Origin of the sequence: Terribacillus sp. AE2B 122 (assembly GCF_902497585.1) — a bacterium.
GTDB classification, from domain to species: domain Bacteria; phylum Bacillota; class Bacilli; order Bacillales; family Amphibacillaceae; genus Terribacillus; species Terribacillus saccharophilus_A.
This window is the reverse complement of sequence record NZ_LR700945.1, coordinates 177,233-198,789: the sequence shown is the minus strand read 5'-3', so window position 1 is coordinate 198,789 and position 21,557 is coordinate 177,233. Positions and strand designations below refer to the sequence as shown.

General features: G+C 43.1%; 27 protein-coding genes and 1 pseudogene. 3 read left to right on the top strand and 25 right to left on the bottom strand.

The window, feature by feature from the left end; translation table 11 throughout:
- Positions 1–114: 114 nt before the first annotated feature.
- Positions 115–591, top strand: coding sequence for a cupin domain-containing protein (locus AE2B122_RS11870; protein ID WP_175074216.1), 477 nt, complete (start codon positions 115–117; stop codon positions 589–591).
- A gap of 50 nt (positions 592–641) precedes the next feature.
- On the opposite strand, the gene AE2B122_RS11865 is transcribed toward AE2B122_RS11870, so the two are convergent.
- The 9 genes from AE2B122_RS11865 to AE2B122_RS11825 all read right to left on the bottom strand — a co-directional run bounded on the left by AE2B122_RS11865 (position 642) and on the right by AE2B122_RS11825 (position 5,864).
- A complete protein-coding gene (locus tag AE2B122_RS11865; protein ID WP_175074215.1) occupies positions 642–2,102 on the bottom strand; it encodes an aldehyde dehydrogenase family protein in 1,461 nt (486 codons plus the stop codon).
- 14 nt (positions 2,103–2,116) lie between these two features.
- Positions 2,117–2,986, bottom strand: a complete 870-nt coding sequence (locus tag AE2B122_RS11860; RefSeq protein ID WP_095271135.1) for a methyl-accepting chemotaxis protein — start codon at positions 2,984–2,986, stop codon at positions 2,117–2,119.
- Positions 2,987–3,165: 179 nt separating this feature from the next.
- Complete coding sequence (locus AE2B122_RS11855; protein ID WP_175074214.1) at positions 3,166–3,594, bottom strand: hypothetical protein; 429 nt, start codon at positions 3,592–3,594, stop codon at positions 3,166–3,168.
- Positions 3,595–3,711: 117 nt separating this feature from the next.
- Positions 3,712–3,903, bottom strand: a complete 192-nt coding sequence (locus AE2B122_RS11850; RefSeq protein WP_095218757.1) for a hypothetical protein — start codon at positions 3,901–3,903, stop codon at positions 3,712–3,714.
- 16 nt (positions 3,904–3,919) lie between these two features.
- A complete protein-coding gene (locus AE2B122_RS11845; protein WP_175074213.1) occupies positions 3,920–4,444 on the bottom strand; it encodes a GNAT family N-acetyltransferase in 525 nt (174 codons plus the stop codon).
- Positions 4,441–4,938 carry an N-acetyltransferase gene (locus AE2B122_RS11840; RefSeq protein ID WP_254593492.1) on the bottom strand — a complete coding sequence of 166 codons (498 nt, stop codon included), beginning with the start codon at positions 4,936–4,938 and terminating at the stop codon, positions 4,441–4,443. Before AE2B122_RS11840 ends, AE2B122_RS11845 begins: the two co-directional genes overlap by 4 nt.
- Before the next feature lie 13 nt (positions 4,939–4,951).
- Positions 4,952–5,422, bottom strand: coding sequence for a GNAT family N-acetyltransferase (locus AE2B122_RS11835; RefSeq protein WP_175074211.1), 471 nt, complete (start codon positions 5,420–5,422; stop codon positions 4,952–4,954).
- A gap of 57 nt (positions 5,423–5,479) precedes the next feature.
- Positions 5,480–5,662: a hypothetical protein gene (locus AE2B122_RS11830; RefSeq protein WP_095271122.1), complete on the bottom strand. Its 183-nt coding sequence runs from the start codon at positions 5,660–5,662 to the stop codon at positions 5,480–5,482.
- Positions 5,663–5,681: 19 nt separating this feature from the next.
- Positions 5,682–5,864 carry a hypothetical protein gene (locus AE2B122_RS11825; protein ID WP_095271119.1) on the bottom strand — a complete coding sequence of 61 codons (183 nt, stop codon included), beginning with the start codon at positions 5,862–5,864 and terminating at the stop codon, positions 5,682–5,684.
- A 138-nt stretch (positions 5,865–6,002) separates the two neighbouring features.
- Here AE2B122_RS11825 and pabB point away from each other — a divergent pair, with 138 nt between their 5' ends.
- Positions 6,003–7,736, top strand: a complete 1,734-nt coding sequence (gene pabB, locus AE2B122_RS11820) for an aminodeoxychorismate synthase component I (RefSeq protein ID WP_175074210.1) — start codon at positions 6,003–6,005, stop codon at positions 7,734–7,736.
- On the opposite strand, the gene AE2B122_RS11815 is transcribed toward pabB, so the two are convergent.
- The 13 genes and pseudogenes from AE2B122_RS11815 to AE2B122_RS11755 form a co-directional block, all read right to left on the bottom strand.
- Positions 7,733–8,479, bottom strand: coding sequence for a bifunctional 2-polyprenyl-6-hydroxyphenol methylase/3-demethylubiquinol 3-O-methyltransferase UbiG (locus tag AE2B122_RS11815; protein ID WP_175074209.1), 747 nt, complete (start codon positions 8,477–8,479; stop codon positions 7,733–7,735). The two genes, pabB and AE2B122_RS11815, sit on opposite strands and share 4 nt — an antisense overlap.
- Positions 8,480–8,624: 145 nt before the next feature.
- The gene (locus tag AE2B122_RS11810) at positions 8,625–9,053 is read right to left on the bottom strand and encodes a helix-turn-helix domain-containing protein (protein ID WP_175074208.1); all 429 of its coding nucleotides are present in this window, start codon (positions 9,051–9,053) and stop codon (positions 8,625–8,627) included.
- 96 nt (positions 9,054–9,149) lie between these two features.
- A complete protein-coding gene (locus AE2B122_RS11805) occupies positions 9,150–9,497 on the bottom strand; it encodes an NUDIX domain-containing protein (protein WP_175074207.1) in 348 nt (115 codons plus the stop codon).
- 164 nt (positions 9,498–9,661) lie between these two features.
- A complete protein-coding gene (locus tag AE2B122_RS11800) occupies positions 9,662–12,796 on the bottom strand; it encodes an alpha-mannosidase (protein ID WP_254593485.1) in 3,135 nt (1,044 codons plus the stop codon).
- 12 nt (positions 12,797–12,808) lie between these two features.
- On the bottom strand, positions 12,809–13,633 hold the full coding sequence (locus AE2B122_RS11795; RefSeq protein WP_038558611.1) for a carbohydrate ABC transporter permease: 825 nt from the start codon (positions 13,631–13,633) through the stop codon (positions 12,809–12,811).
- Between the two features lie 16 nt (positions 13,634–13,649).
- Positions 13,650–14,507, bottom strand: coding sequence for a carbohydrate ABC transporter permease (locus AE2B122_RS11790; RefSeq protein ID WP_095218768.1), 858 nt, complete (start codon positions 14,505–14,507; stop codon positions 13,650–13,652).
- 72 nt (positions 14,508–14,579) lie between these two features.
- Complete coding sequence (locus AE2B122_RS11785) at positions 14,580–15,944, bottom strand: extracellular solute-binding protein (protein WP_175074206.1); 1,365 nt, start codon at positions 15,942–15,944, stop codon at positions 14,580–14,582.
- Positions 15,945–16,133: 189 nt separating this feature from the next.
- On the bottom strand, positions 16,134–16,325 hold the full coding sequence (locus AE2B122_RS19025) for a hypothetical protein (RefSeq protein ID WP_176467142.1): 192 nt from the start codon (positions 16,323–16,325) through the stop codon (positions 16,134–16,136).
- Positions 16,326–16,443: 118 nt separating this feature from the next.
- Positions 16,444–17,142 (bottom strand): type 1 glutamine amidotransferase, encoded by a 699-nt coding sequence (locus tag AE2B122_RS11775; protein ID WP_175074205.1) that lies wholly within the window; start codon positions 17,140–17,142, stop codon positions 16,444–16,446.
- A gap of 15 nt (positions 17,143–17,157) precedes the next feature.
- Positions 17,158–17,598: pseudogene (locus tag AE2B122_RS11770) on the bottom strand (GNAT family N-acetyltransferase).
- Between the two features lie 58 nt (positions 17,599–17,656).
- A complete protein-coding gene (locus tag AE2B122_RS11765) occupies positions 17,657–18,253 on the bottom strand; it encodes a YdeI family protein (RefSeq protein WP_175074204.1) in 597 nt (198 codons plus the stop codon).
- A gap of 39 nt (positions 18,254–18,292) precedes the next feature.
- Positions 18,293–18,676: a VOC family protein gene (locus AE2B122_RS11760; RefSeq protein ID WP_371809600.1), complete on the bottom strand. Its 384-nt coding sequence runs from the start codon at positions 18,674–18,676 to the stop codon at positions 18,293–18,295.
- Between the two features lie 14 nt (positions 18,677–18,690).
- Entirely contained in the window at positions 18,691–19,446 is a 756-nt protein-coding gene (locus tag AE2B122_RS11755) for an AAA family ATPase (protein WP_371809598.1), read from the bottom strand.
- 57 nt (positions 19,447–19,503) lie between these two features.
- On the opposite strand from AE2B122_RS11755, the gene AE2B122_RS11750 reads away from it, so the two are divergent.
- Positions 19,504–19,902: a hypothetical protein gene (locus AE2B122_RS11750; protein ID WP_175074203.1), complete on the top strand. Its 399-nt coding sequence runs from the start codon at positions 19,504–19,506 to the stop codon at positions 19,900–19,902.
- Here the strand turns inward: AE2B122_RS11750 and AE2B122_RS11745 are convergent.
- From AE2B122_RS11745 to AE2B122_RS11740, 3 genes are all read right to left on the bottom strand, one after another.
- Positions 19,890–20,411 carry a GNAT family N-acetyltransferase gene (locus AE2B122_RS11745; RefSeq protein ID WP_371809597.1) on the bottom strand — a complete coding sequence of 174 codons (522 nt, stop codon included), beginning with the start codon at positions 20,409–20,411 and terminating at the stop codon, positions 19,890–19,892. The genes AE2B122_RS11750 and AE2B122_RS11745 overlap by 13 nt on opposite strands.
- Before the next feature lie 70 nt (positions 20,412–20,481).
- Positions 20,482–20,601 (bottom strand): GNAT family N-acetyltransferase, encoded by a 120-nt coding sequence (locus tag AE2B122_RS19020; protein WP_217468085.1) that lies wholly within the window; start codon positions 20,599–20,601, stop codon positions 20,482–20,484.
- Positions 20,598–21,542 (bottom strand): alpha/beta fold hydrolase, encoded by a 945-nt coding sequence (locus AE2B122_RS11740; RefSeq protein WP_175074201.1) that lies wholly within the window; start codon positions 21,540–21,542, stop codon positions 20,598–20,600. The genes AE2B122_RS19020 and AE2B122_RS11740 overlap by 4 nt, the downstream gene beginning before the upstream one ends.
- Between the last annotated feature and the right edge of the window lie 15 nt (positions 21,543–21,557).

Below are 21,557 nucleotides of genomic sequence, written 5' to 3'. Positions count from 1 at the left end.
TTTTTCAGGGTACAGGAAAACCTCCTGTACTCTTTCTTTTGCTTTAAACCACCAAGAACTCTCAGTGAGCAATAGCATAGGATACGATATAACTGCATCAAAGGAGAAGGAAAAATGTACCCTCGATATCCGCACTATCACTTGCCCCCGAGTCCAAATGACTGGCGCAATTATCAGTGGCAGCAGCAAATACACGATCACGGAAATTCACCATATGTTGTCGACATCGAACAAGCTACAGAAAATAATCGATTCTTCCGGACAGCTATCTGGACCGGAAAACATCTTCAAGTGACATTGATGAGTATCCGACCAGGAGAAGATATCGGTTTGGAGAGGCATCCGAATGTTGATCAGTTCCTACGCATTGAATCCGGGCATGGACTAGTCCAAATGGGCCCTAGGAAAGACAACTTACAATATCAGCAATATGTCCAAGATGATTATGCCATCTTTGTCCCTGCTGGAACATGGCATAATGTGATAAATACCGGTCGTACACCTTTGAAGCTTTATACTATTTATGCACCGCCTGAACATCCATATGGCACAGTTCATCGAACCAAACAGGATGCCATGGCTGCAGAGTAGCTGCACATAAAAAAAGCCCCACAGCCTTATGAGCTGTGGGGCTTCTATCATTAGCTATACGGATATTGTCTGCGATTGTGCTGAATGCTTATCCATTTTGTTGTTGTGAATGCATCAAGGCTCCAATCGCCATTCAGGCGGCCAAGGCCGGAATTCTTCACCCCGCCAAATGCAACAGTAGGTTCATCATTGATTGTACCGTCGTTGATGTGGATCATACCCGTATCCATTTGTTTTGCAAGCTCTGCACCGCGCTCCACATCTCTTGTATGGATAGCACCGCTCAAGCCATAATCGCTGTTATTTGCAAAGGCAAGCACTTCTTCATCGCTCTTCACTTTCAAAATGCTGACGACTGGGGCAAATAGTTCTTCGTTTGCAAGTGTCATATCTGGCGTTACATCGCCGAATACTACTGGCTCAACAATGTTACCTTCCACTTTACCTTTGATTAGCGGTGTTGCACCTTCTTCGATACCTTTTTCAATCAACGCTACAGTCGTTTTCACTTGCTGTTCGTTAATAAGCGGTCCGATGATTGTGCTTGGATCTTTCGGGTCACCGCAAGTAAGCGTGGAAACCTTCGCCAAGTATTTTTCAACGAATTCATCATACACATCTTCATGCACAATCAGACGATTGGCAGACATACAGATCTGACCTTGGTGAGTGAAACGGCTGAATACTGCTGCACTAACCGCAAGCTCCATATCTGCATCCTCTAAAACTACCAATGCACTGTTACCGCCAAGCTCCAAATGCGCCTCTTTCAAATTCTTACCGGCTACCATTCCGATATGTTTACCGACTTTAGTAGACCCTGTGAAGGAAACAGCACGCGGAATTGGATGCTCTACGAAGTTATCACCAATTTCACTGATTTCTGTCACAATGACATTGAGCAAGCCCTTTGGAAGACCCGCTTCCTCGAATAGCTTCGCAATCATCGTACCACCAGTAATTGCAGTATGTTCATGCGGTTTCAATACAACACCATTTCCAGCTGCCAATGCAGTAGCAACAGACTTCATGGATAGGAAAAATGGGAAGTTGAATGGGCTGATAACGCCCACCACTCCAACAGGAACACGATAAACACGGTTTTCCTTGCCATCAATCGGGGACGGCAGGATTTGGCCGTTCATTCGGAATGGGAATGTTGAGGCTTCCTTGATGATATTTGTAACGAGACCGATCTCGAATTCAGCTTTTAATCTTGTACCGCCAATTTCCTCGATGATAGTCTCAACAAATGCTTCATGGTTTGCTTCGAGATAAGCAACAGCTTTTTCGAAGACAGCACGTTGTGCTACCGGGTTTGTTTTCGCCCATTCTTTCTGCACACGGGCAGATGCTTCATATGCTTCGTTTAAATCATCTAAGCTTGCAGCTTGATAGGTAGCAATTAGCTCACCGTTATATGGATTGCGATTCTCCATTTTTACACTGCTCTGACCCTCACGCCATTCTCCATTAATATACTGACTGTTCAAATGCTTGAAATTTTCCATGTCGGTCACCTCTATTAGTCTTTGATTGAGATATTCTCTTTTGCTAGATTTGCTAGAGTTTGTACATTAGCGTTAATCTCTTCCATCGTCGCTGTCAGCTCTTCGATGGCAGCTGATTGTGTGTCTGATTCTGCATTTGCTTCTTGAATTGAATTGCTCAGCTTGCCGATAACAGTCTTGATTTTCTCGGTAATCTGATGGATTTCTGTTACCTGATCCTTGGAGCCAGTTGCCATCTTGCGGATTTCATCTGCAACCACACTGAATCCGCGTCCCTGTTCTCCAGCACGCGCAGCTTCAATAGCAGCATTGAGACCAAGCAAGTTGCTCTGATCCGCAATACCCTTAACGACGTTGGATACTTCCTCAATCGTATCCACGCTATCTGTTACCTCTGAAGCTTTCTTTGATATGTAATTCATGCCTTCTGCCAAACCAGAGATGGATTGCGCCATATCCTGAATTGTTGCAGTCACGTCGCCAATAACATCAGAAAGATTAGAAGCAATGGAGGACAATTGGTTCGCACTTTCGATGCTCAAACCGACTCCGATACCGCCTATTACATTTCCTGCTTCATCGTGAAGCGGAATGGCACGGGCGATAATACTGATTCCGAAAAGCTCCTCCGGTACGACTGCATATTGATTTTTGTTCTGGCGAATAGCCGCTGTTACGATATCCCCATCCATTAATGGGTCTCCAGGTGTAACATTCAATGAAAAGGTCTTGGCAGGGAAATTGATAATCAACTTCTCCGTATTATAGATACCAATCGTGACATCTTCATTGATTAGATCCTGCAAGAACGGCCCTACCTTTACAAAGGCGTCCAACATCGGATGTATTGCCTGTTCCGTCTGCTCATGTACTTGCACACTCATTACATCAAGCCCCTATTCATAAAATTTCACTCTATTACTATATATCGGCAATATTCCACATTTGTAAAGTAATTTGGTAAAAATGGAATATTAATAAATAATATAATTCAAGGTATTATTCCCTATTAAATCAACAAGACATACAAATATTCAATATTTTATAGACTTAATGGACTAGCTTAATAGGGAAGATTCGCATATGGATCTGTGTTCATATGGGCAGACAGCAAACAATGAATGTAGGAATTCTGCGGATAAAGGCTTATTGGCTTTCGCTTATAGGGAATCATTTGTGGACTCGCTTGTTCTGTATCAGAAGAGATTGTTTCTTGCGTGTCTTTATTAAAAAAGGTATGCAACAAAGTTTCCAGCCAAGATTCTTCTGCTACTGGCATTTCAGCCGGTATTGCGTTTTGGAAATCTTCTGTTGAATATTTTCCGTTAGTCTCTTGATAGACTGGATCTGAACTGCAAATAATAATGTCTGCTCTTTTGTTATTTATTGATACAGATGAGTTAGGATCTAATGAGGCTTCAACCGCATGACAACAGAGGAAGATACAGCAGCATGTAAGAGTGATCGCAATAGAGGATGACTTGCTCTTCATTATTGGTAACACTCCTTTTCACTGGATAACATTAGCATAGCAGAACAGCAGGCAGACCTAGCGTAAATTTTAGATAAAAAAAGCCAGCTGATTGAGTTTCCCCACCAGCTGACTTCTTTATCTTCTTTTCATTCCTCTTTTGCGAGCTTTTATGATACGCCAATATCCGATTTGGAAAAGTACTATCCCTATAACAATAATTACTATACCACTAATAATCGCAACCATATCGTCAACTCGCCAGAACAATATCAATAGAATACCGATGATTTCCACCAATACCCCAGCTATAAGTAGCCATTTGTTCATCTATCTTCCCTCTCCTTCAAATGAGGTCCCGAGGGTTAATGATAGCAAGAGTTTGATGATCCTGCCACTTTCCATTGATTTTGACGTTCTGTTTTGCGATACCTTCCTTATGGAAGCCTGCCTTTAGCAGCACCTTGATAGAGCCGATATTATGCGGCATGACACCTGCCTCTAACCGATGAAATTCCAATTCATCAAAAGCAATAGCCACTACCTGACGGACTGCCTCTGTCATATACCCTTTTCCGTTTTGATCCTTATCAAGAAAATAGCCTATCCAGCAGCTCTGAAGATTCCAGCGCACTACCTCTGACAGCATGACAATACCGATTATATTTTCATCCATAAGAATGACAAAATAATAACCAGTATCATCAGCAGCAGAAGCAATTGCCCGATCAATACGCTCCTTTTGACCATCCAGTGTATAAAAGCGCTCTTCACGCTTCCCCGTATAAAGCGGGAAGAATTCCTTATTTCGCAGCTCCAGAGATAAGAGATCTGCTGCATCCTGTTCTTTGACTAATCTTACTTCAATCATTTCTGCTTCTCCCTTCCTAACACGGCACCCCAGTCTTCCCCCGCTTCGCGGAATCCTAATGTCCGATAAAGTGATCTGGCGCGATAATTCTGCTTGGTTACAACTAGATAAAGAACTTCATAGCCTAGCCGAGCTAAGGCCTGCTCACTAGACTGTATCAAACTAGTGGCAACGCCCTTTCCCTGCCATTCCGGAGCAGTGACTACATAAGCAAGCAAAGGAACAGAACGGAAGAGCGTTACCATCGTAACACCGTTTATCCCCTCAGAAGTTTGTGAGAAATAAGAACAGGAAGGCAGGAATAGACCGTACTTCCCATTCAACACATCCTGTATTTCACCGAAATAGCCATTCTTGCTATCGTATTCTTCATCTATCGTATCCCTAAACCCCTTGTAAAATAAAGCAGCTAACGCTGTTTTGCCCCGCTCATCAAATGGATGGAGATCCGTCTGCATCCATTCGGCAGACATAATGTCTTTACGCATAATCACCCGTCGCAAAACTTTATATCCGCTTTTCGTAATAAACCAATGTAGCCCGCTCATTCAACGTTTGTAACTTGCCAGTCAGTTTATATCCTATTTTTTCATACAAATGACAGTTGCCCTTTTCTTCCCGCAAGGTGGCCAATCGCCAAATCCTAGCATCCGAAAACATGTTTTCTGCCAGCTTTAGAACCTGCTGAGCGATTCCCTTCCCCTGGTGAGAAGGATGAATGAAGATTGGACTGATCCAATAAACATCAGGTTCTTTCGAAAAAAGGCAAATGCCGCCCGTAAGTTGTCCCTCTGTCAGTATCTTGTAAAATCCTCCGTCTGTTCTGTTAATGCGTTCAATTGTACGTGATAACGGCTCATTGGCAGGGTTTGAGTCCAAGTCCTGATACTTATCAAGTAGCGGCTGAAAAGCTGCGACCTGGTATTCATGAATCAGCTCCGCATCTGCCTCTGTTGCTTTATGTAATATGATATGCATTCTCTTACCTCCATCTGAGATAATGCGATCAACTAAGATTAGAGCTCTTTCAGGCTATCAGTTCTCTGATTTTGATTGTTTCAAGATGGCTACAGTCTTAAATCCCATCAAGAAAGCCCATACACTGTATACAATCAAAACTCCCCATTCCAACCATTTCATATGACTTAAATCTATACTTGTCATAAACACGATGAAGGTGAGCAATATAATGGCATCCGTATAGTCAAATGGTTTCATCCCTTGTTACCTCCTCTTACTAATACCCTTTCTTCCGCCCGAAGCGAAGTACATATGCAGTTAGTGAAAGTACAATAGCCGCACAAATAAGCAGATCCGGTATCAAGAGTACATATCCGTCGAGATTGGGACGGATCCCGATCAAATAGATGCAAGCAAACACCCAAAAGCCTAGTTCCTTCAACACTTGGATCGTCCGCAACTTGCAACTCCTCCTAAAATATTGTACCTACTATTACGGAGATAATATAGAAATAGTTTCAATAATTACTCTATTCTGATCAGCTATTCCGCTTATCCACCATATGAGATACTAGGAAAGCAAGAAAGGAGATATTCTATGTACGCTTATTTCAATTTTGCTGATGTAAATGGACAAACACAGCATCGGCGTTTCACAGAGCAGCATACACTGCTGACCGCATACACAATAGATGAAGTCATTCCCTGCCTGGAGCAGGTGCAAGTATATACAGAAAAGGGATATTATGCTGCCGGCTACCTTTCCTATGAAGCTGCTGGAGCATTCGATCCAAGCTATGTCACTGCTGCTGGATCAAAGCTGCCCCTTTTACAATTTGGTATTTACAAGACCTTTAGTAAAGAGCAGCCAGAATCAATTAGTGAAGCACCAATTAAGCTGAACTGGCAGCCAGCAATCTCAAAAACAACATATGCCCAAGCTATTCAGACTATTAAAGAGGAAATTGCTGCTGGCAATACATATCAGACGAATTATACAATGCGTTTGCGCACAGCCTTTGCTGGTGATTCTGCTGCTCTTTTCCACCAAATGCAGCGAGCACAGCGTGCCGATTATACTGCCTATTTGGCGTGGCAAGATAATGCTATTTTATCCGCTTCTCCTGAATTATTTTTCCGCTGGGATGGAGAACGTATTATTACAAAACCGATGAAAGGTACAATCAAGCGTGGACTTACATACACGCAGGACCTTGAACAGCTGGAAACCTTAGCTGCATCTGTCAAAGACCGCGCGGAGAATGTCATGATTGTCGATTTGCTGCGCAATGATATCAGCAGGGTTGCCAAGCTTGGTACTGTGCATGTTCCAGCGTTATATACAATTGAAAAATACCCGACAGTTTACCAGATGACTTCAACTGTTGAAGCAGAAACAGTCCCAGGCACAACAATTATCGATATCATGCGGGCCCTCTTTCCATGCGGATCGATCACAGGAGCTCCTAAAGCGAGCACAATGAAAGTAATTACGGACCTCGAACCTGAACCGCGCGAGGTTTACTGTGGTGCCATCGGCTATATCGAACCAGGCGGCGAAGCTGTCTTCAATGTGCCAATCCGTACTGCAATTGTCGACAAGGCAGAAAAGCAGGCTACCTACAGTGTCGGCGGAGGTATCACTTGGGATTCTACTTCTGAGGGAGAGTATGAGGAAGCAATCGCCAAATCCTCTGTACTGCAGGAGCAGCTTCCTGATTTCGAGCTATTGGAAACGATTGCGTATTCAAGTGGTGTTTTCCTATTGGAGGATAGACATATACGCCGTCTGCTGCAGTCTGCAGATTATTTCAGCATTCCGATTAAAGAAGCAGCTGTCCGTAAGCTTCTGCATCAACACCAAAACGAGCACCCTGGACAATCTCACCGGATACGCCTTTTAGCTGATCAGAGCGGACAGCTTGAGCTCTTTTATAGTGAAATGCCAGCATCGATAAAAAATAAACAGAAATTCACTTTGGCTGCCACACCAATTGACAATAGAAGCCGATATTATTATCACAAGACGACTTATCGCAAAGTATACGAAGATTATAAGATAGAGAAGTCAGGTGTGTTTGATACGCTGCTTTGGAATGATGCTGGCGAGCTGACTGAATTCACGATTGGCAATCTTGTCATCGAGCAGGATGGCAAGCTGCTGACGCCTCCTGTTTCCAGCGGCCTGCTGCCTGGCACACTGCGAGAAGAATTATTGGAAAAAGAGACGATTCAAGAAGCTGTATTGACGAAGGCTGACATCCAAACTGCTTCTCGCATCTGGCTGATCAACAGCGTTCGAGGCTGGGTAGAAATGGAGCCCGTCCATTAAGGACGGGCTGTTTTTCTCGCCTTCAAAATAATGAATGATGGTCGGCGCAGCTCATGGTCTATCCGCGGCAGCTGAGCAATTGCCGCTTCACTTGGCATTGGCTCTGTTACTTCTTGGAGACTGAAACCATTCCGTATAAGTCCGTTGCATAGCGCAGCGAACGACCGATGGTAGTAAACTACTCCATTTACATACCATTTAACTTCACGTCTGCCTTGCTCCTGGTAGTTATCCACCGCGAAATGAATCCGGTTCCCTTCTTCATCTGTAATCCATTTGTCGCCTTCTTTTCTGGCAGTTACGATTGGATGCTCGGTGGAGAACAAAAGGATACCGTCTTCTTTCAATGATGCATGGATAGACTGGATAACTGCATCGTAGTCTGCAACATAATGCATTACGAGTGAACTGACAGCAATGTCGTAGCTCTCTTTTTTCAGCACTGCATCCTCTAATGCTGTTTGAACAAATTCAATTGCTGGATGACCATTTCTGAGTTTTGCTTCCTGCAGCATTTTGCTGGATGGATCAATAGCAGTGACACGCTCAGCTCCATGTTCCGCACAATACCTGGCCAAGTCCCCCATGCCACAGCCAATATCCAAAACATGCTTGCCATTTAAGTCAGGCAGCATTCGTTTTATCTCAGGCTGTTCCAGAAGTTCATTGTAATTCACCGGATCTTCTCGCAGAGCCTTGTAATTCTCAAAAAATACTTCATTGTCATAAATATTCTGCTTCATAATAACGCCTCCTAATCTATAATCGAATACAACTTCATTTTGGCATCAATTAAAAATAATACTAGACTTATTTTTTGGAATTTTGTATCATTTAGATTGAGGCATATCTTCTTTAAGGTAATAAAAACATCACATAGTGACCTAATTAATTTTTCTCTTTTAGTTTCTCCAGCTCTTTTTTCATCTGCTTTTTCATCTGCTTTTTCATCTGTTTGAACAGCTTTTCCCGTTCTTTCTTCACTGCTTTTTTCACTGCACGTGAGACAAGCTTCTCCAGTTCCTCCGCAGTTACGTTCATTATTTTCTCTGTTTCTGACTTCTTCTCCATAGACTTGTTATGCCCGGTCAGCTTCTGAATTGCATCCGCAAAAGTCATTTTTTCTCCAAGTAATTTCTTTAACTCTTCAAATGTAGTGATATCCTGTTTTGTATATATCCGCTGTCCTTTTTCGTTCCGCTGAAACGGATAACGAGCACTTTCCAATGCAATCGCCCATCTTCGAAGCGTCGAGGTTGTCACATCCAATGAAGCAGCCAAATCCTTTGCCGTATACTGCATTTCTTGTTCAGACAAATCCATTCCCCCTTGCTTTATGTATAATTGGAAACACTTTCCTAAAGTATACTATAGGAAAGTTAGAATCCAAAGCACATATAAGCTGATCGCGATTTAATCTAGTAATCCGATATATTGCCGGACTGCCCAGGCTTGGTGCTGATGAAATAATCTGCTCGCTGCTTCTTCAGGAGTCAGCCAAATCAATTCATGATCCTCTTCCATTGGTTCTTTCTCTTTAACTCCCAGTGTACAGCTGTAGAAACTCCCAATATTTTGTATATAGTGACTAGCATCTCTGGACTGGAAGTATTGTGTTCCTTGACATAGAAATGCTGGCTCGTTTATTGTGTAGCCAGTTTCCTCCACGACCTCTCTTTCCAGACATTCTAATTCATTCTCACCGTTCTCTATTCCACCTCCAGGCAACATAAATAATTGATCGTTTCTTTTACGAATCACGCCTATTTTTCCGGATAAGCCCCGTGCAGAATCCCGTATACAGCCCGTCTCTCTACATAGTTTTTTCCTTGCTCTTTATTACCGAACGCACGCATATGTATCCTCCTTTGCTTTTGTAAACGAAAGTATACAGTAAAAAAGAAAAGCCCACAAAGGGGCTTTTCTCATGATTTGGATATACGAATTGTCTTTATTTCATATGGAGTGAAAGATAATTCTATCCTTCCTTCCTGAGGGCTTTGGTCTACTTTTCTTTCCCTCAAATCACATTCTTCCCAAAAGGTATAGTTGAACTCTGGCTGTATCGTCACCTGCTGTGTACCACCGGTATATTCATGCAAGCGGATGATGATGTCTTCATTATCTTCTGCTTTCTTAATTGCATCCAGTTGCACATGCGGATTATCTATAGAAAATAGTTTTGCTCCGTCTTTGTCATTTACTCCGCTGTATACTTGGAACGGCTGATTCAGCTTCCATGCCTCTTGTACCGTATTGGCCTCTACCCAACCCTTTTCATGCGGGTAAAGGGAATACGAAAATAAGTGGTGACCTTGGTCTTGTTCGATATCCGGTGCAATTGCGGATTTGATCAAAGACAGACGTATTGTATGATCTTTGATGTCATGTCCGTACTTGCAATCATTAAGCAGACTGACGCCGTAATTTTGCTCCGAGAAATCGACCCATTGATGCGCAACAGATTCGAACCTGGCTATATCCCACGATGTATTCCAATGCGTCGGTCGTTTGACATTGCCGTATTGGATATCGTAAGTTGCTTCTGTAGCCCGAATTTGGACAGGAAAGGCCACTTTTAATAATTGCTGACGCTCATGCCAATCTACTTCTGTTGTAAAATCAATTACTTTCCGATTGCGATAGAAGATAATGTCTTGATGAATAGTCGAATTACCGTACTGCCAGCACGCTTCTATCACCAGCTGCAGTGGACCTGCTTCTTTCAGGGTAAAATCGAGCAGGTTTGTGACTTCCTTCTTTTTCTCCTGATAAAATAAATCGATATCCCAAGCATCGTAATCCAGTGGCTTATCCTCAAACACCTGAAACACATTTGCATTCTCCGACTCAGCTATTATATGACGCTTTGCTTTCCTGTCATATAGAGACTGGAGTTGACCGTATTCATTAAACCTAGCTTCATAAAATGGAGTTACAAGCTCTCGGTTCTTCAGCTGGAACCACTCATTATCCTGTTCTGAATCTTTTTTGTCGGTCTTTAAATGAACCTGCTTACTTCCTGTTCCCTGTACAGCCGGCACTTCGACCAGCCAGCCGCCTTTGTGTTTTTGAGCTGCCAAAGGGCTGCCGTTTTCATCCTCCCATACACCGTCATCCTCTGTCTCTATCTTGACAATACCATCCAATTGCCACGATGAAGAATTCACAATGCTCCATGTATGCTTCTTTTCATCTGTAATCAAATCGGCTGCGGCATCATTCTGAAGCGCTTGAAGTTTTGCATACCCATCCTCGTACTCCTTCTCACTATCTTCATATACTTCCCGAATCGAAGATCCCGGAATAATGTCGTGGAATTGATTACGCAATACTGTCCGCCATACCTCTTCTAACGTTGAAGATGGATACTTCAAAAAGTCATCTATCTTAATTGCTTTCCATACATGTAAAAATTCCGTTTCACGCAGTTCAAGTTCCATCCTGCGGTTCATTTTCTTATTGTAGGCCTGACTTGTATACGTTCCGCGGTGATATTCCAAATAAAGCTCTCCATCCCAAACTGGCATGAACTCTGATGTATTCTGGGTTTGATCATGCAGCGATTCGAAATAACTTTTAACATCACCTGTTTTGACGTTAGGCAGCCCTGGCATACGATCCAGTCTTCTTCGCATTTCGAGCATGGTCCTGTTTACGCCGCCTCCCCCATCTCCGTAACCATAGGAGAGAAGCAGTTCCTTCGTAAGTGCTTTATTTTTATAGTTATCCCATGTACCCGTTACGGTATCTGGCAGGATTTGACCATTATAAGTAGCGAACCATGTATTTTCCCTTGGGGATGGATCTGGTGTCGTGATGAATTGGGTCAGCACTTCACTTCCATCTAACCCTTTCCATGTAAATGTGTCATTTGGCATCCGATTGAATTGGTTCCAGCTAATCTTGGACGTTAAGAATGTATTGATCCCTGCCTTGCTGAGAATCTGAGGCAATGCCCATGAATATCCGAACACATCTGGCAGCCAGAGGTAGTTCACATCTTTTCCGAATTCCTCCTGGATGAACTTGGCACCCTGTAAGATCTGACGCACCAATGATTCACCAGAAGGTAAATTACAATCAGCCTCCAGCCACATCGCACCGTCCACTTCCCACTGACCACCATCAATTCTCTCCTTAATCTGAGCGTACAGTTCCGGGAAGTCTTGTTTTACATAGCTATAAAGCTGCGGCTGTGTTTGCAGAAACTTATAGTCAGGATATTTTTCCATCAGACGTAAAACAGTCGAGAAGGAGCGGCCTGCTTTTTCTCTCGTATGTTTCAAACGCCACAGCCAAGCTACATCAATATGAGTGTGACCGATACAACGAATTGTGATTGGAGAATCGCTGTCCAGATTATCCAATTCTCTTTGGAGATAGTCGTTTGCCTCATAAATAGAATGATAGAATATATCACTTCCTGGGGAGCTCCAATCAATTAACCGGATAGTCTGGTCTAACAGCGATAATAACTGGACCCGCTCCGCGGCATTCTCGTCTAGTACACGTATTGTTTCAAGAATGGCAAAGGTCGTATAATAAAAATCATCGGTTTGTTCATCGAAAAGGGCTACTTCAGCGCGCTTTATTTGATGCTCCTGGTCTACCCTTTTGCCACCTCCTTCTAATCCTGACCAGAGACGAAATGCCAAAAGAATAGAATCACCATACCACTCATCCTCAAAGAACAGTTCCTGGTGATTGGAGTCTACCGCCTGATACATTACATTGTTCACATAGCATTGTGACTCAAAGCCTGAATTTCCTCCGCCGCCGGTCTTGCCAAAATCGAATACACCAACTACCTGTTTCCCTGCCCATTCCTCAGGAAGAACGATTTCCTTTGCCAGCCATAGATAGCGATCTCGGCCTTTCCAATGGTCCCCAACATGCAGCTTCTCTTTAAAAGCTTCCAGACCTGGTACTTCAGGTGCGACCTTCTTATCCTGATCCTCCAATGCTAGAAAATGCTGCAAATCATGTCGATCCCGATAGCGGTATTTCTCCAACTCTTCTATTCTTCTTTCTAGCTGACGTTCTTTCAAACCCAACATACTTACACTCCCTTAGCCCTTGGATGCTCCTCCGAGACTGAAGCCCTTGGACATGTATTTTTGAGCAAAGATATAAAGAATGATAGATGGCATTGTGTACAGCATGGAGAACGCTGCTAATTTGCCGTATTCGATAATGCCGTAGTTTCCGAAAAACTGGTATAGTGTCACAGACGCTGGAAGCTTCTCCTGTGTCTGCAGCAAAATATAAGGAACAAAGAAATTTCCCCAGCTGCCTGTAAATGTGAAAATTGCAATCGTAAAGATTCCTGGCAGCATTAACGGCCCAACTACTTTACGCATACTCGTCAGCACCGATGCACCATCCACCCATGCCGATTCCTCCAGTTCAATCGGTACCGCATCCATAAAATTCTTCATCATCCAGATGGCATATGGCAATCCTGACGCAGCAAGGAAGATCGTCGTGAAAATAATAGAATCTTGGATGTTCAGGAATAGGAACAGCTGATAGACCGGAACCATAACTGCCGTGATCGGCAAAGACGTCATGAACAAGATGGTAAGCAGGAATGACCGCTTATATCGCAGCCTATATCGAGAAAGCGGATAAGCAGCCAATCCAGCAACAATTACAACAATCGTTGCCTGCCCAAGCGATATAAACAAACCGATTGCAAAAGAACGGATATTACTTGGGTCTGACAGAATAGCCGTAAAGTTATCGAGCGTCCATTTCTCCGGCAGCTTGATTGCTTGGGTTGCCTGCTGATCGAAGGAAGCGAATACGAGCCACAAAAAAGGCAGTAAGAAGCAGATAGCTAAGAAGATGAGCGCCAGATAGTGGATTACTAATTCTTTTTTCGATACCTTCATTCTGCATCCCTCCTCCTTATAGTTTTACTTTCATAAAACGCATGTACAGCAGACTGGCAACCGTACCGATTACGAGTAGAACTAGCGAAATGGCTGTGCCATATCCGAATTGGTAGTTTACGAATGCTTGGTTGTACATGAATATTGGAAGAATCTGTGTAGCATTACCTGGTCCCCCGCCTGTCATCGTGTAAATCAACGTGAAAACGCCAAGTGTCTGCAGCGTAACGAGCATCATATTAGTCACTATCGAGCCTTTAACAATTGGAAGTGTAACGCGGAAGAATATCTGCCAGCGGGACGCTCCATCTATGACCGCAGCTTCTTGTACTGATTTTGGCACATCGTCCAGTGCCGCTTGGAAAACCATCATCGAAAAAGCAGTACCATGCCAGATGTTTGCGATAATGACACTTACCATCGGGAAAGTGAATAACCAGGTGATTGGTTCAAACCCAATCCCCTGCAGAATTGCATTGAACGTACCCGCATCACTCAGGAAAGCTACCCAGCAAAAAGCTACGACAATCTCCGGCGTCACCCAGCCGGCAATTACGATCACACCAATAAATCGGCGAAAACCGCGTCGCTTCTCCTTCATTAACAATGCAAGGATCAATCCTAATACAACCTGTCCGACTACGGCAGAGAAAAGTAAGAAAATAAGCGTCCGGAACACACTAATTCGAAATTCTGGGTCTTGAAACATATTAGTGAAATTTTGGAATCCGATAAATTGAATGTTGGCTGCATCGGTTCCTGTAAGTGACAAATTCGTAAAAGCAAAACCGAAAGTCAGTAACATCGGTGTTATGAAAAATAATAAAAGAAGAATCCAAGACGGAGACAAAAAAAGTATCGCTTTTCTATGCATACATATTCGTCACCTTTCTCCCGCCCAATCAAAGGGAACTGGGTAATCCAGCGCCCTTGATGGGATGGTTTCCTATTCAGCCACCTTCGTGTTTTCTTTGCCTACCACTCGTTCTACTCCAGCTTTATATTGCTGCACAGCATCTTCAGGAGTCAGTTTTCCAGTTGCGATTGCTTCGACTACTGTCTGCAGCTGCGTGGAAACTGCTGGATACTTATCATTCGTTGGTCTGAATTGTGCATTTTCCAAGTACGCTTGCGATTCTTTGGCAAATGGACGGTTCACATACTCTTCTACTTCAACAGCATCTGTACGAGTATTCAAGTTACCATCTGTCAGGGAGCGATTGATGCTGTTATCCTTTTCCATCAGGAATTGAATGAATTCCCATGATTCTTCCTTCATATCTGCTTTGGATGGAATTGCCCATGCCCAGCCTCCACTCATTGTAATTGCTCCTGGTTCCTGCCCATTCTGGGTCGGCATAGGTGCAAACCCTATTTTCTCCTCAACATTTTCAATCGGAGCCGCTCCGTTCTCAGCCCAGTTCCGTGCGTTCCAGCTGCCATCCAGTGCTATTGCCAGTTTCTTTTGCGGGAATAACTGCTGGAAAGCCACGTTTCCTGATTGACCGCTCATGACGACAGAGAAATCTGGACCAACTTTTTCTACATCGTACACCTGTGAAATAAAGCGGAACGAATCCAGTAAACCTGGACTATCCACAACCCACTTTTTATCGGAGTCGTCGTAGAGAGTATCACCAGTTCCATATAGCAGCATCTCGAGTGTCTGCATCGAAACTGCCTCGCCATTGGCCTTGCCAACTTGCATAAATAGCGGTGTCACTCCATCTGTCTTCTCTTTAATTGTTATCGCTGCATCCAGTACTTCTTCCCAATTTTTCGGTTCCCAAGGTACAGGAAGGCCCGCTTCCTGGAACAGCTCTTTGCTGTACCAAAGCCCACGAGAGTCAGAAGTCGACGGCACCCCATACACCTTGCCATCTTCCGCTGTCACACCTGATTTTAGATTTTCAATAATGTTATCCCATTCCTCCCAATCTGCAATACGATCATCCAAAGGATCAAGATAGCCGGCATTCGCATCAGAATTAAGCATGAATGTATCCTCCGATACAACATCTGGAGCGGTTTCTGCTGACTTCATCTGCAGTGCAACTTTAGAGAAATAGTCTCCCTCACTCGCTGTAATTGGCGTTATCTTCACATCGATATCCGGATGTTCTTTTTCAAATTCATCCAACACACCTGAGTCAAAAAAATTCTTTAGTGAATCTACTGATCCAGGTGATCGATAAACGACAGTCAATTCTTTCTTTCCGCTTTCTGTTTCACCACTGCTGGAGCATGCCGTCATCAAAGCAAGAACAAAAATAAGCAGAATTAATCCAAAGCCTTTGACTCTTTTTCGCATACAGAATTCCCCCTTCTGATTTCTGACTAAATTTGTAAGCGTATACATTTTTAGAGTAGAAAATAGAGGCATGAACAGTGCTCATAACCGATTATATGTTTAAGGAAATCCCTTATACCGAATTTATACGAGTAATTCAATATAACTAGTTGAATCAAAAAAGCTGTCAGCTTTATTAGCTGGCAGCTTTCATGTATAAAAAGAGCTTAAATAAGATTTTTTATAGCAGATAGTGAAATTAGGCAGTTCATGCTGCAATTTGATAGACAATAACCTTCCTTCCTTATTAAATTCTTCTTCAGTCCTTACTGCACCTATCTTTAATAATTCCTTATCCCAATCTAACCAATGCCCATATTTCTTCGTCCAATTTCCAATCATCTGTTTCAACTCATTTGATATTGGAAATTCATCAAGATCTAGATTTTCCTTGCAAACCGCACACCAAACTGGATCAGCAAAGTCCGCTTCAAAAAGAATATCGTTCGTTTTCTCGCAGCTACAATCCACTTGTTTTCCGATCCTCTCTCACAGCATCCACCAAATGATCCAGCAGCTGATACAATACTTCTTTATTTTCTAACGGAAAATTTGCTGTCTTCATTGCCTGCTCACTCTGGACATATAGACTATCATCAAGATAATCCCGGTCATGCAATATCAATTTCTCCATACTTTCTCTAGTCGTCTCGAAATGGAATTGTAAACCTATTATATGATCGTGATACACAAAGCCTTGATTTTCACAGATTTCATTTCCAAAAAGCCGTATCGCACCGTCTGGTAAGGAGAATTGTTCACCATGCCAATGGAAGACAGTCATCTCGTCTGGAATGAAAGAAAAGTGCGTAGAAACGGTCTGAATTGGATGCCAGCCAACTTCCTTTTGTTCACCTTGGAATACAGTCGCTCCTAAAGCCTTCGCAATTTGCTGTGCACCGAGACAGATACCGAATACAGGCTTTTGCTGATCAATTAGCTGACGGATCAGTTCGCGCTCCTCCTTTACCCATTGATCTGCATCATTGGCACTCATCGGCCCGCCCAGAATGATGAGCAAGGTGATATTCGCTGCATGGGGAAGATCAACTTTTTCGTAGAGATGATGAACGCGAAAGCTATGTCCGCGCGCTTCTCCCCAATCACTTATAGCAGCAAGATCCTCAAATGGAACATGCTGCAGAACATCGATAATCATCCTCTACATCCTCCTCTACAGGGTAAACTCGTAATGATAGAACTGCTGGTCTCGCTCGTATCCTTTCCGTTCGTAAAGACGCTGCGCCTTCTCGTTATCAGGAGCTGTACTTAGTGCGATACTTCCCGCACCAGTTTCCCTTGCGAAAGCCTCCGCTGCATCAAGTAATTTTTCTCCTACACCTTGTTTTCTAGCACTTTTCGCTACATATAAGTCATTCAGTATCCATGCGCGTTTCATCCCGATAGAAGAAAAAGTAGGATATAGCTAAGTGAAACCGACATAATCATCTCCCTCCTTTGCGAGGAAGATGACGGAATCATCCTTCTCCAGCCTTTCTGTTATGTACGCCTCTGCACCACTTAAATCGTGAGCTTGCTTATAGAACTGCCGGTATTGATCGAATAATTTTGCTGTTTGTTTTACTTCCTTTATTGTTGCTCTGGTAATTTCCATGTCTTCACCTCTAATTTGTATAACTAACTATATGCCACTAATTTCTGCTGCCGTTACATTATTTATCATTCAACCCTTTTCCATCGAGAATATGCTGCATATATTTATCAATCCTTGCCTCTCGCGTTTTGGATTGTTTAGCTTGAGAAAAATAAAATATATATGCTCTTTGCCGTCCCGGTGTCAGTGCTTCAAAAGCGGTTTTCAAGGCAGGGATTTCATTGAATTTATTGTGAAGTTCTTCAGGAATTATGTATTCAGCCTGCTCTTTTAAATCTACTTGCAGACCGGCTTTTTCAACTTCTATCGCCTGATATATATAGGATTTTATGACGGTTTCCATTTCAGCTATTTCTTGTACATTGGTGAACCTTATTTGGCGTGCCGCTTGTACATTCTCCGTTTGCTGAATCAGTACCCCGTGGGCATCTTTTAACAAAGCACCTTTGTGAAACAAAAGCGCGCAATAGTCTTTGAATCCATGGATTAAAACGATGTTTTTACCCTCAAGCGTGTAACAAGGATGCTTCCACTTAAAATCTTCGGTTAGCTCACAGTCAAGAACAATATTTCTCAGGCTTATAAATTCTTCTTTCCACTGTTTAGCCTTGCTTAAGAACTCGTCAACCTTAGGATTCGTTTCACTATTTGTCATTTGGGAACACTCCTTATCACATGCTATTCTTCTATTCAACTATTTTAACTGATTTGTCCTGTTCTGTTCTTCTTCTTTATCGAGATATTCATAATATCCGAGCTGATTCCCCCAAGGATCAGGAAAGGTTGCCCACTTGACTGGTACATCTGAACGCATATGAATGTCAAAATCCTGTATGTTCAACTGTTCGATAGCCCTTTCTCTTGCTGCTTCCAAGTTCCTTACACCTAGGCGGAGTGGTCCGTTTCGATATTCAGTTTCCGGTGTTTCGGCTAACTGCAGCCAGCAGCCTGGCACTACTTCCCATTCTAGAAATCCTGCATGCGGAATGAAGTCCGGATCTTTCTGAAGAAAGGTCGTATACCAGCTCCTGGCTTTCTCAATATCGGTAACAGCAAAACGGATTGTCAATTCGAACACAATTTCTCCCCCATTCATTTTTTAAATAAATGATGCAAAAGCCTGCCTCTATCTTCGAAAAATTGCTTCATGATGCTATAATGCTGTGTATCCTCCAGTTGGACTTCTTCCATTCCTTCCGCATCCAGCTGTAGAATCTTCGCGCCCGGGTAAGCCATCAACAGCGGAGCATGTGTCGAGATGATAAACTGTGAGCCCTCCTCCACCAGCTCATCAATCCGAGCAAGCATCGATAGCTGGAGGATTGGGGATAAAGCTGCCTCCGGCTCATCGAGAATGTATAGTCCATTTCCGGAAAATCGCTCCATGAAAGCTGCAAAAAAAGCTTCTCCATGGGACTGCTCATGAAGTGATTTTCCACCGTAGGAATCAATGATTTTTCGCCCGTACCCCTCCCGATCCATTTCCTCAATATTAGTTGCTACATTATAGAAAGTCTCTGCTCGAAAAAAATAGCCATCCTTTGGGCGGTTCCCGCCGCGTACAACTCGCACTAGTTCATGCAATTCGGAATGTGATGCGTAGCTTGAGAAAGAAAAATTCTTCGAACCGCCTTCAGGATTGAAGCCGAGTGCGACAGCAAGCGCTTCACGCAGTGTCGACTTGCCCATGCCATTTTCTCCAATGAAGTACGTAACATTGGGATGGAAAGAAAGTTTGCCTAACTTTTGAATGACTGGCAGTGAAAATGGGAAATGATTAAGGAGCGCTGAGGATTCTTCCTTCAGACTCATTTGTCTCACAAATTGATTGGTCGAAGTTAATTTCACATTATCAATCCTATCTTCATGTAAGTCAGTTCAATAAGAGAAAGGAGAATATATATCATGCAGGAATATATTCTGTTAGCTATACTGCTTGTCTTATTTTTTGCGGTCATCCTATCTACCCGCTATTTAAACAAACCTATTAAAAGTTTATTTATTATTTACTATCTAGTACTCGGTGCTCTGTTTGTTATTGTTAAGGAGCGCATTGATAACGCTTATGAAGGAGCAACGACACCTAACGTGAATTGGATCGTGAATAATGAATGGGTAGCTGATATCCGTCATTTACTGTTTGTACCGATGATCGGTTTATTAATATATCTGTTGTATAAAGGTTATAAAGATCCAAAAGGTCCCTGGAAACGCTCCAATATCCTGGGCGTCACCATACCGCTGGCAGCTCTGCTTGCAGTCCTTTATTTTCTATTCTCGTACACATATGGCTACCATTCTTGAGGGTGTTCTTGTTCTAGCATGCTGTAAAGGAAGGAATCCCGCCAGCTTGATTTCATGCGAATATGTTCCCGGATAAAACCTTCCTTCTGCATGCCGATTTTCTCCAATACGGTTGCAGAAGCCAGGTTATTCGGATCACAGGTAGCATAGATACGATGCAGACCAAATCCACGAAATCCAATAGAAAGAACAGCTTTAGCAGCTTCTGTTGCAAAGCCTTTGTTCCAGAAATCGGGATGGATGATATAGCCGATTTCCCCTTCTTGGTTTTGTGTGCTATTGATACACAATTCTGCAGAACCAATCATTTTCTCCTCGAAGATGATTGCATATACATATCGCTTCCGCGGCTCTTCCTCAGCATCCTGCAACACTTCCTCTACAAACTGTTTCGATTCAGCTTCCGTGTTCGGCCCCCAAGGCTGATAACCACAAACCTGTTCCAGTGAGGCATACGCATGGACAGCTTCCCAGTCCTCCTCCATAAGCTCACGTAACTTTATTCTCATATGCATCTCCTTACTATTCCATTAACCAGCAATCCCGATAGCTCCCTTCATGCCACTCACGCTTTTGCAATTACTTTGCGGAACCCCCGCCTTCATAAAATGCAAGTACTTCAGGATCTGACAGCCATTTGACCAGAAGGGCGACATCGGTACTTTTAAGCGGACGAACTTCTGATTTTTGATTTGTCACGATGCAACAGTCTCCCGTATCGTTTTTAAAAGATTGATAAACTTCTTCGGTTCCTCGAGAAACGGACTGTGTGCACTTTCTGAAAAAGTATGAAACTGTTTAACTGGTGCTTTAAGTGATGTATAGAAGTTGTAAGCCTGCTGATAAGTAGTTTGATAGTCATACTGCCCATGAAGGAAGTATGCCGGCACCTTCAACTCAGGAACCGTACGAGTTAGATTGGTTGTACTTATCTCTTTTGCTAACTTTTGATACGATAATCCGCTGCCTGCGAATACGTTGAATTTATCTTTCCATCTATATTCTGGACAGCGCATTATTTCCCGGATGAGGCGGCTGTTACTGTATCCATCTCGCGTAAAACCGACAGCATACTTTCTTGTATATTTAAATCGAACTGCCCCGTAGGCACGGTTTTGATAGTAATCTTCATCAAATTTTCTTCGAGCTAATTCCCGTTTTGCCTTTTCATCTGAACGACGAGCCGCTTCCGAGACGAGATAGTCATAGGCTTCTTTTTCCGATTCAAACTGAATACCAATTTGCCCGACACCTATATAGGCATGAAGATGTTCTGGCATCTTTTGCGCAGCCAAAGTACCTAAAATACTGCCCCAAGAATGTCCAAGTACATATATCTTCTCCTGGGCATATGTCTTCCTTAAGAAAGCAATCAATTCTAACGTATCAGCAAGCAGTTGTTCCAACGTAAGCGAATCTCCGCCCTTTGCTGCTTTGTAGGAGGAACCGGTACCGCGCTGATCCCAATAGCAAACGGTAAATTCTTGTTCCAGCTCTACTCTGTTCGCGCTAATTAGCGGATAAGCAGGAAATCCAGGACCTCCGTGCAGAAATAACAAGATAGGAGCAGATTTATCCTTATTATGCTTCATAATGACACCCTGCTGTGCCCCATTTAGATCCAACATCTGTAAAGCCATTTATCAACACTTCCA

Coding starts and splice junctions, on each gene's coding strand:
- AE2B122_RS11870 (WP_175074216.1), top strand. CDS start 115: ATGTACCCTCGATATCCGCACTATCACTTGCCCCCGAGTCCAAATGAC.
- AE2B122_RS11865 (WP_175074215.1), bottom strand. CDS start 2,102: ATGGAAAATTTCAAGCATTTGAACAGTCAGTATATTAATGGAGAATGG.
- AE2B122_RS11860 (WP_095271135.1), bottom strand. CDS start 2,986: ATGAGTGTGCAAGTACATGAGCAGACGGAACAGGCAATACATCCGATG.
- AE2B122_RS11855 (WP_175074214.1), bottom strand. CDS start 3,594: ATGAAGAGCAAGTCATCCTCTATTGCGATCACTCTTACATGCTGCTGT.
- AE2B122_RS11850 (WP_095218757.1), bottom strand. CDS start 3,903: ATGAACAAATGGCTACTTATAGCTGGGGTATTGGTGGAAATCATCGGT.
- AE2B122_RS11845 (WP_175074213.1), bottom strand. CDS start 4,444: ATGATTGAAGTAAGATTAGTCAAAGAACAGGATGCAGCAGATCTCTTA.
- AE2B122_RS11835 (WP_175074211.1), bottom strand. CDS start 5,422: ATGCATATCATATTACATAAAGCAACAGAGGCAGATGCGGAGCTGATT.
- AE2B122_RS11830 (WP_095271122.1), bottom strand. CDS start 5,662: ATGAAACCATTTGACTATACGGATGCCATTATATTGCTCACCTTCATC.
- pabB (WP_175074210.1), top strand. CDS start 6,003: ATGTACGCTTATTTCAATTTTGCTGATGTAAATGGACAAACACAGCAT.
- AE2B122_RS11815 (WP_175074209.1), bottom strand. CDS start 8,479: ATGAAGCAGAATATTTATGACAATGAAGTATTTTTTGAGAATTACAAG.
- AE2B122_RS11800 (WP_254593485.1), bottom strand. CDS start 12,796: ATGTTGGGTTTGAAAGAACGTCAGCTAGAAAGAAGAATAGAAGAGTTG.
- AE2B122_RS11795 (WP_038558611.1), bottom strand. CDS start 13,633: ATGAAGGTATCGAAAAAAGAATTAGTAATCCACTATCTGGCGCTCATC.
- AE2B122_RS11790 (WP_095218768.1), bottom strand. CDS start 14,507: ATGCATAGAAAAGCGATACTTTTTTTGTCTCCGTCTTGGATTCTTCTT.
- AE2B122_RS11785 (WP_175074206.1), bottom strand. CDS start 15,944: ATGCGAAAAAGAGTCAAAGGCTTTGGATTAATTCTGCTTATTTTTGTT.
- AE2B122_RS19025 (WP_176467142.1), bottom strand. CDS start 16,325: ATGATTGGAAATTGGACGAAGAAATATGGGCATTGGTTAGATTGGGAT.
- AE2B122_RS11775 (WP_175074205.1), bottom strand. CDS start 17,142: ATGATTATCGATGTTCTGCAGCATGTTCCATTTGAGGATCTTGCTGCT.
- AE2B122_RS11765 (WP_175074204.1), bottom strand. CDS start 18,253: ATGACAAATAGTGAAACGAATCCTAAGGTTGACGAGTTCTTAAGCAAG.
- AE2B122_RS11750 (WP_175074203.1), top strand. CDS start 19,504: ATGCAGGAATATATTCTGTTAGCTATACTGCTTGTCTTATTTTTTGCG.
- AE2B122_RS11745 (WP_371809597.1), bottom strand. CDS start 20,411: ATGAGAATAAAGTTACGTGAGCTTATGGAGGAGGACTGGGAAGCTGTC.
- AE2B122_RS11740 (WP_175074201.1), bottom strand. CDS start 21,542: ATGGCTTTACAGATGTTGGATCTAAATGGGGCACAGCAGGGTGTCATT.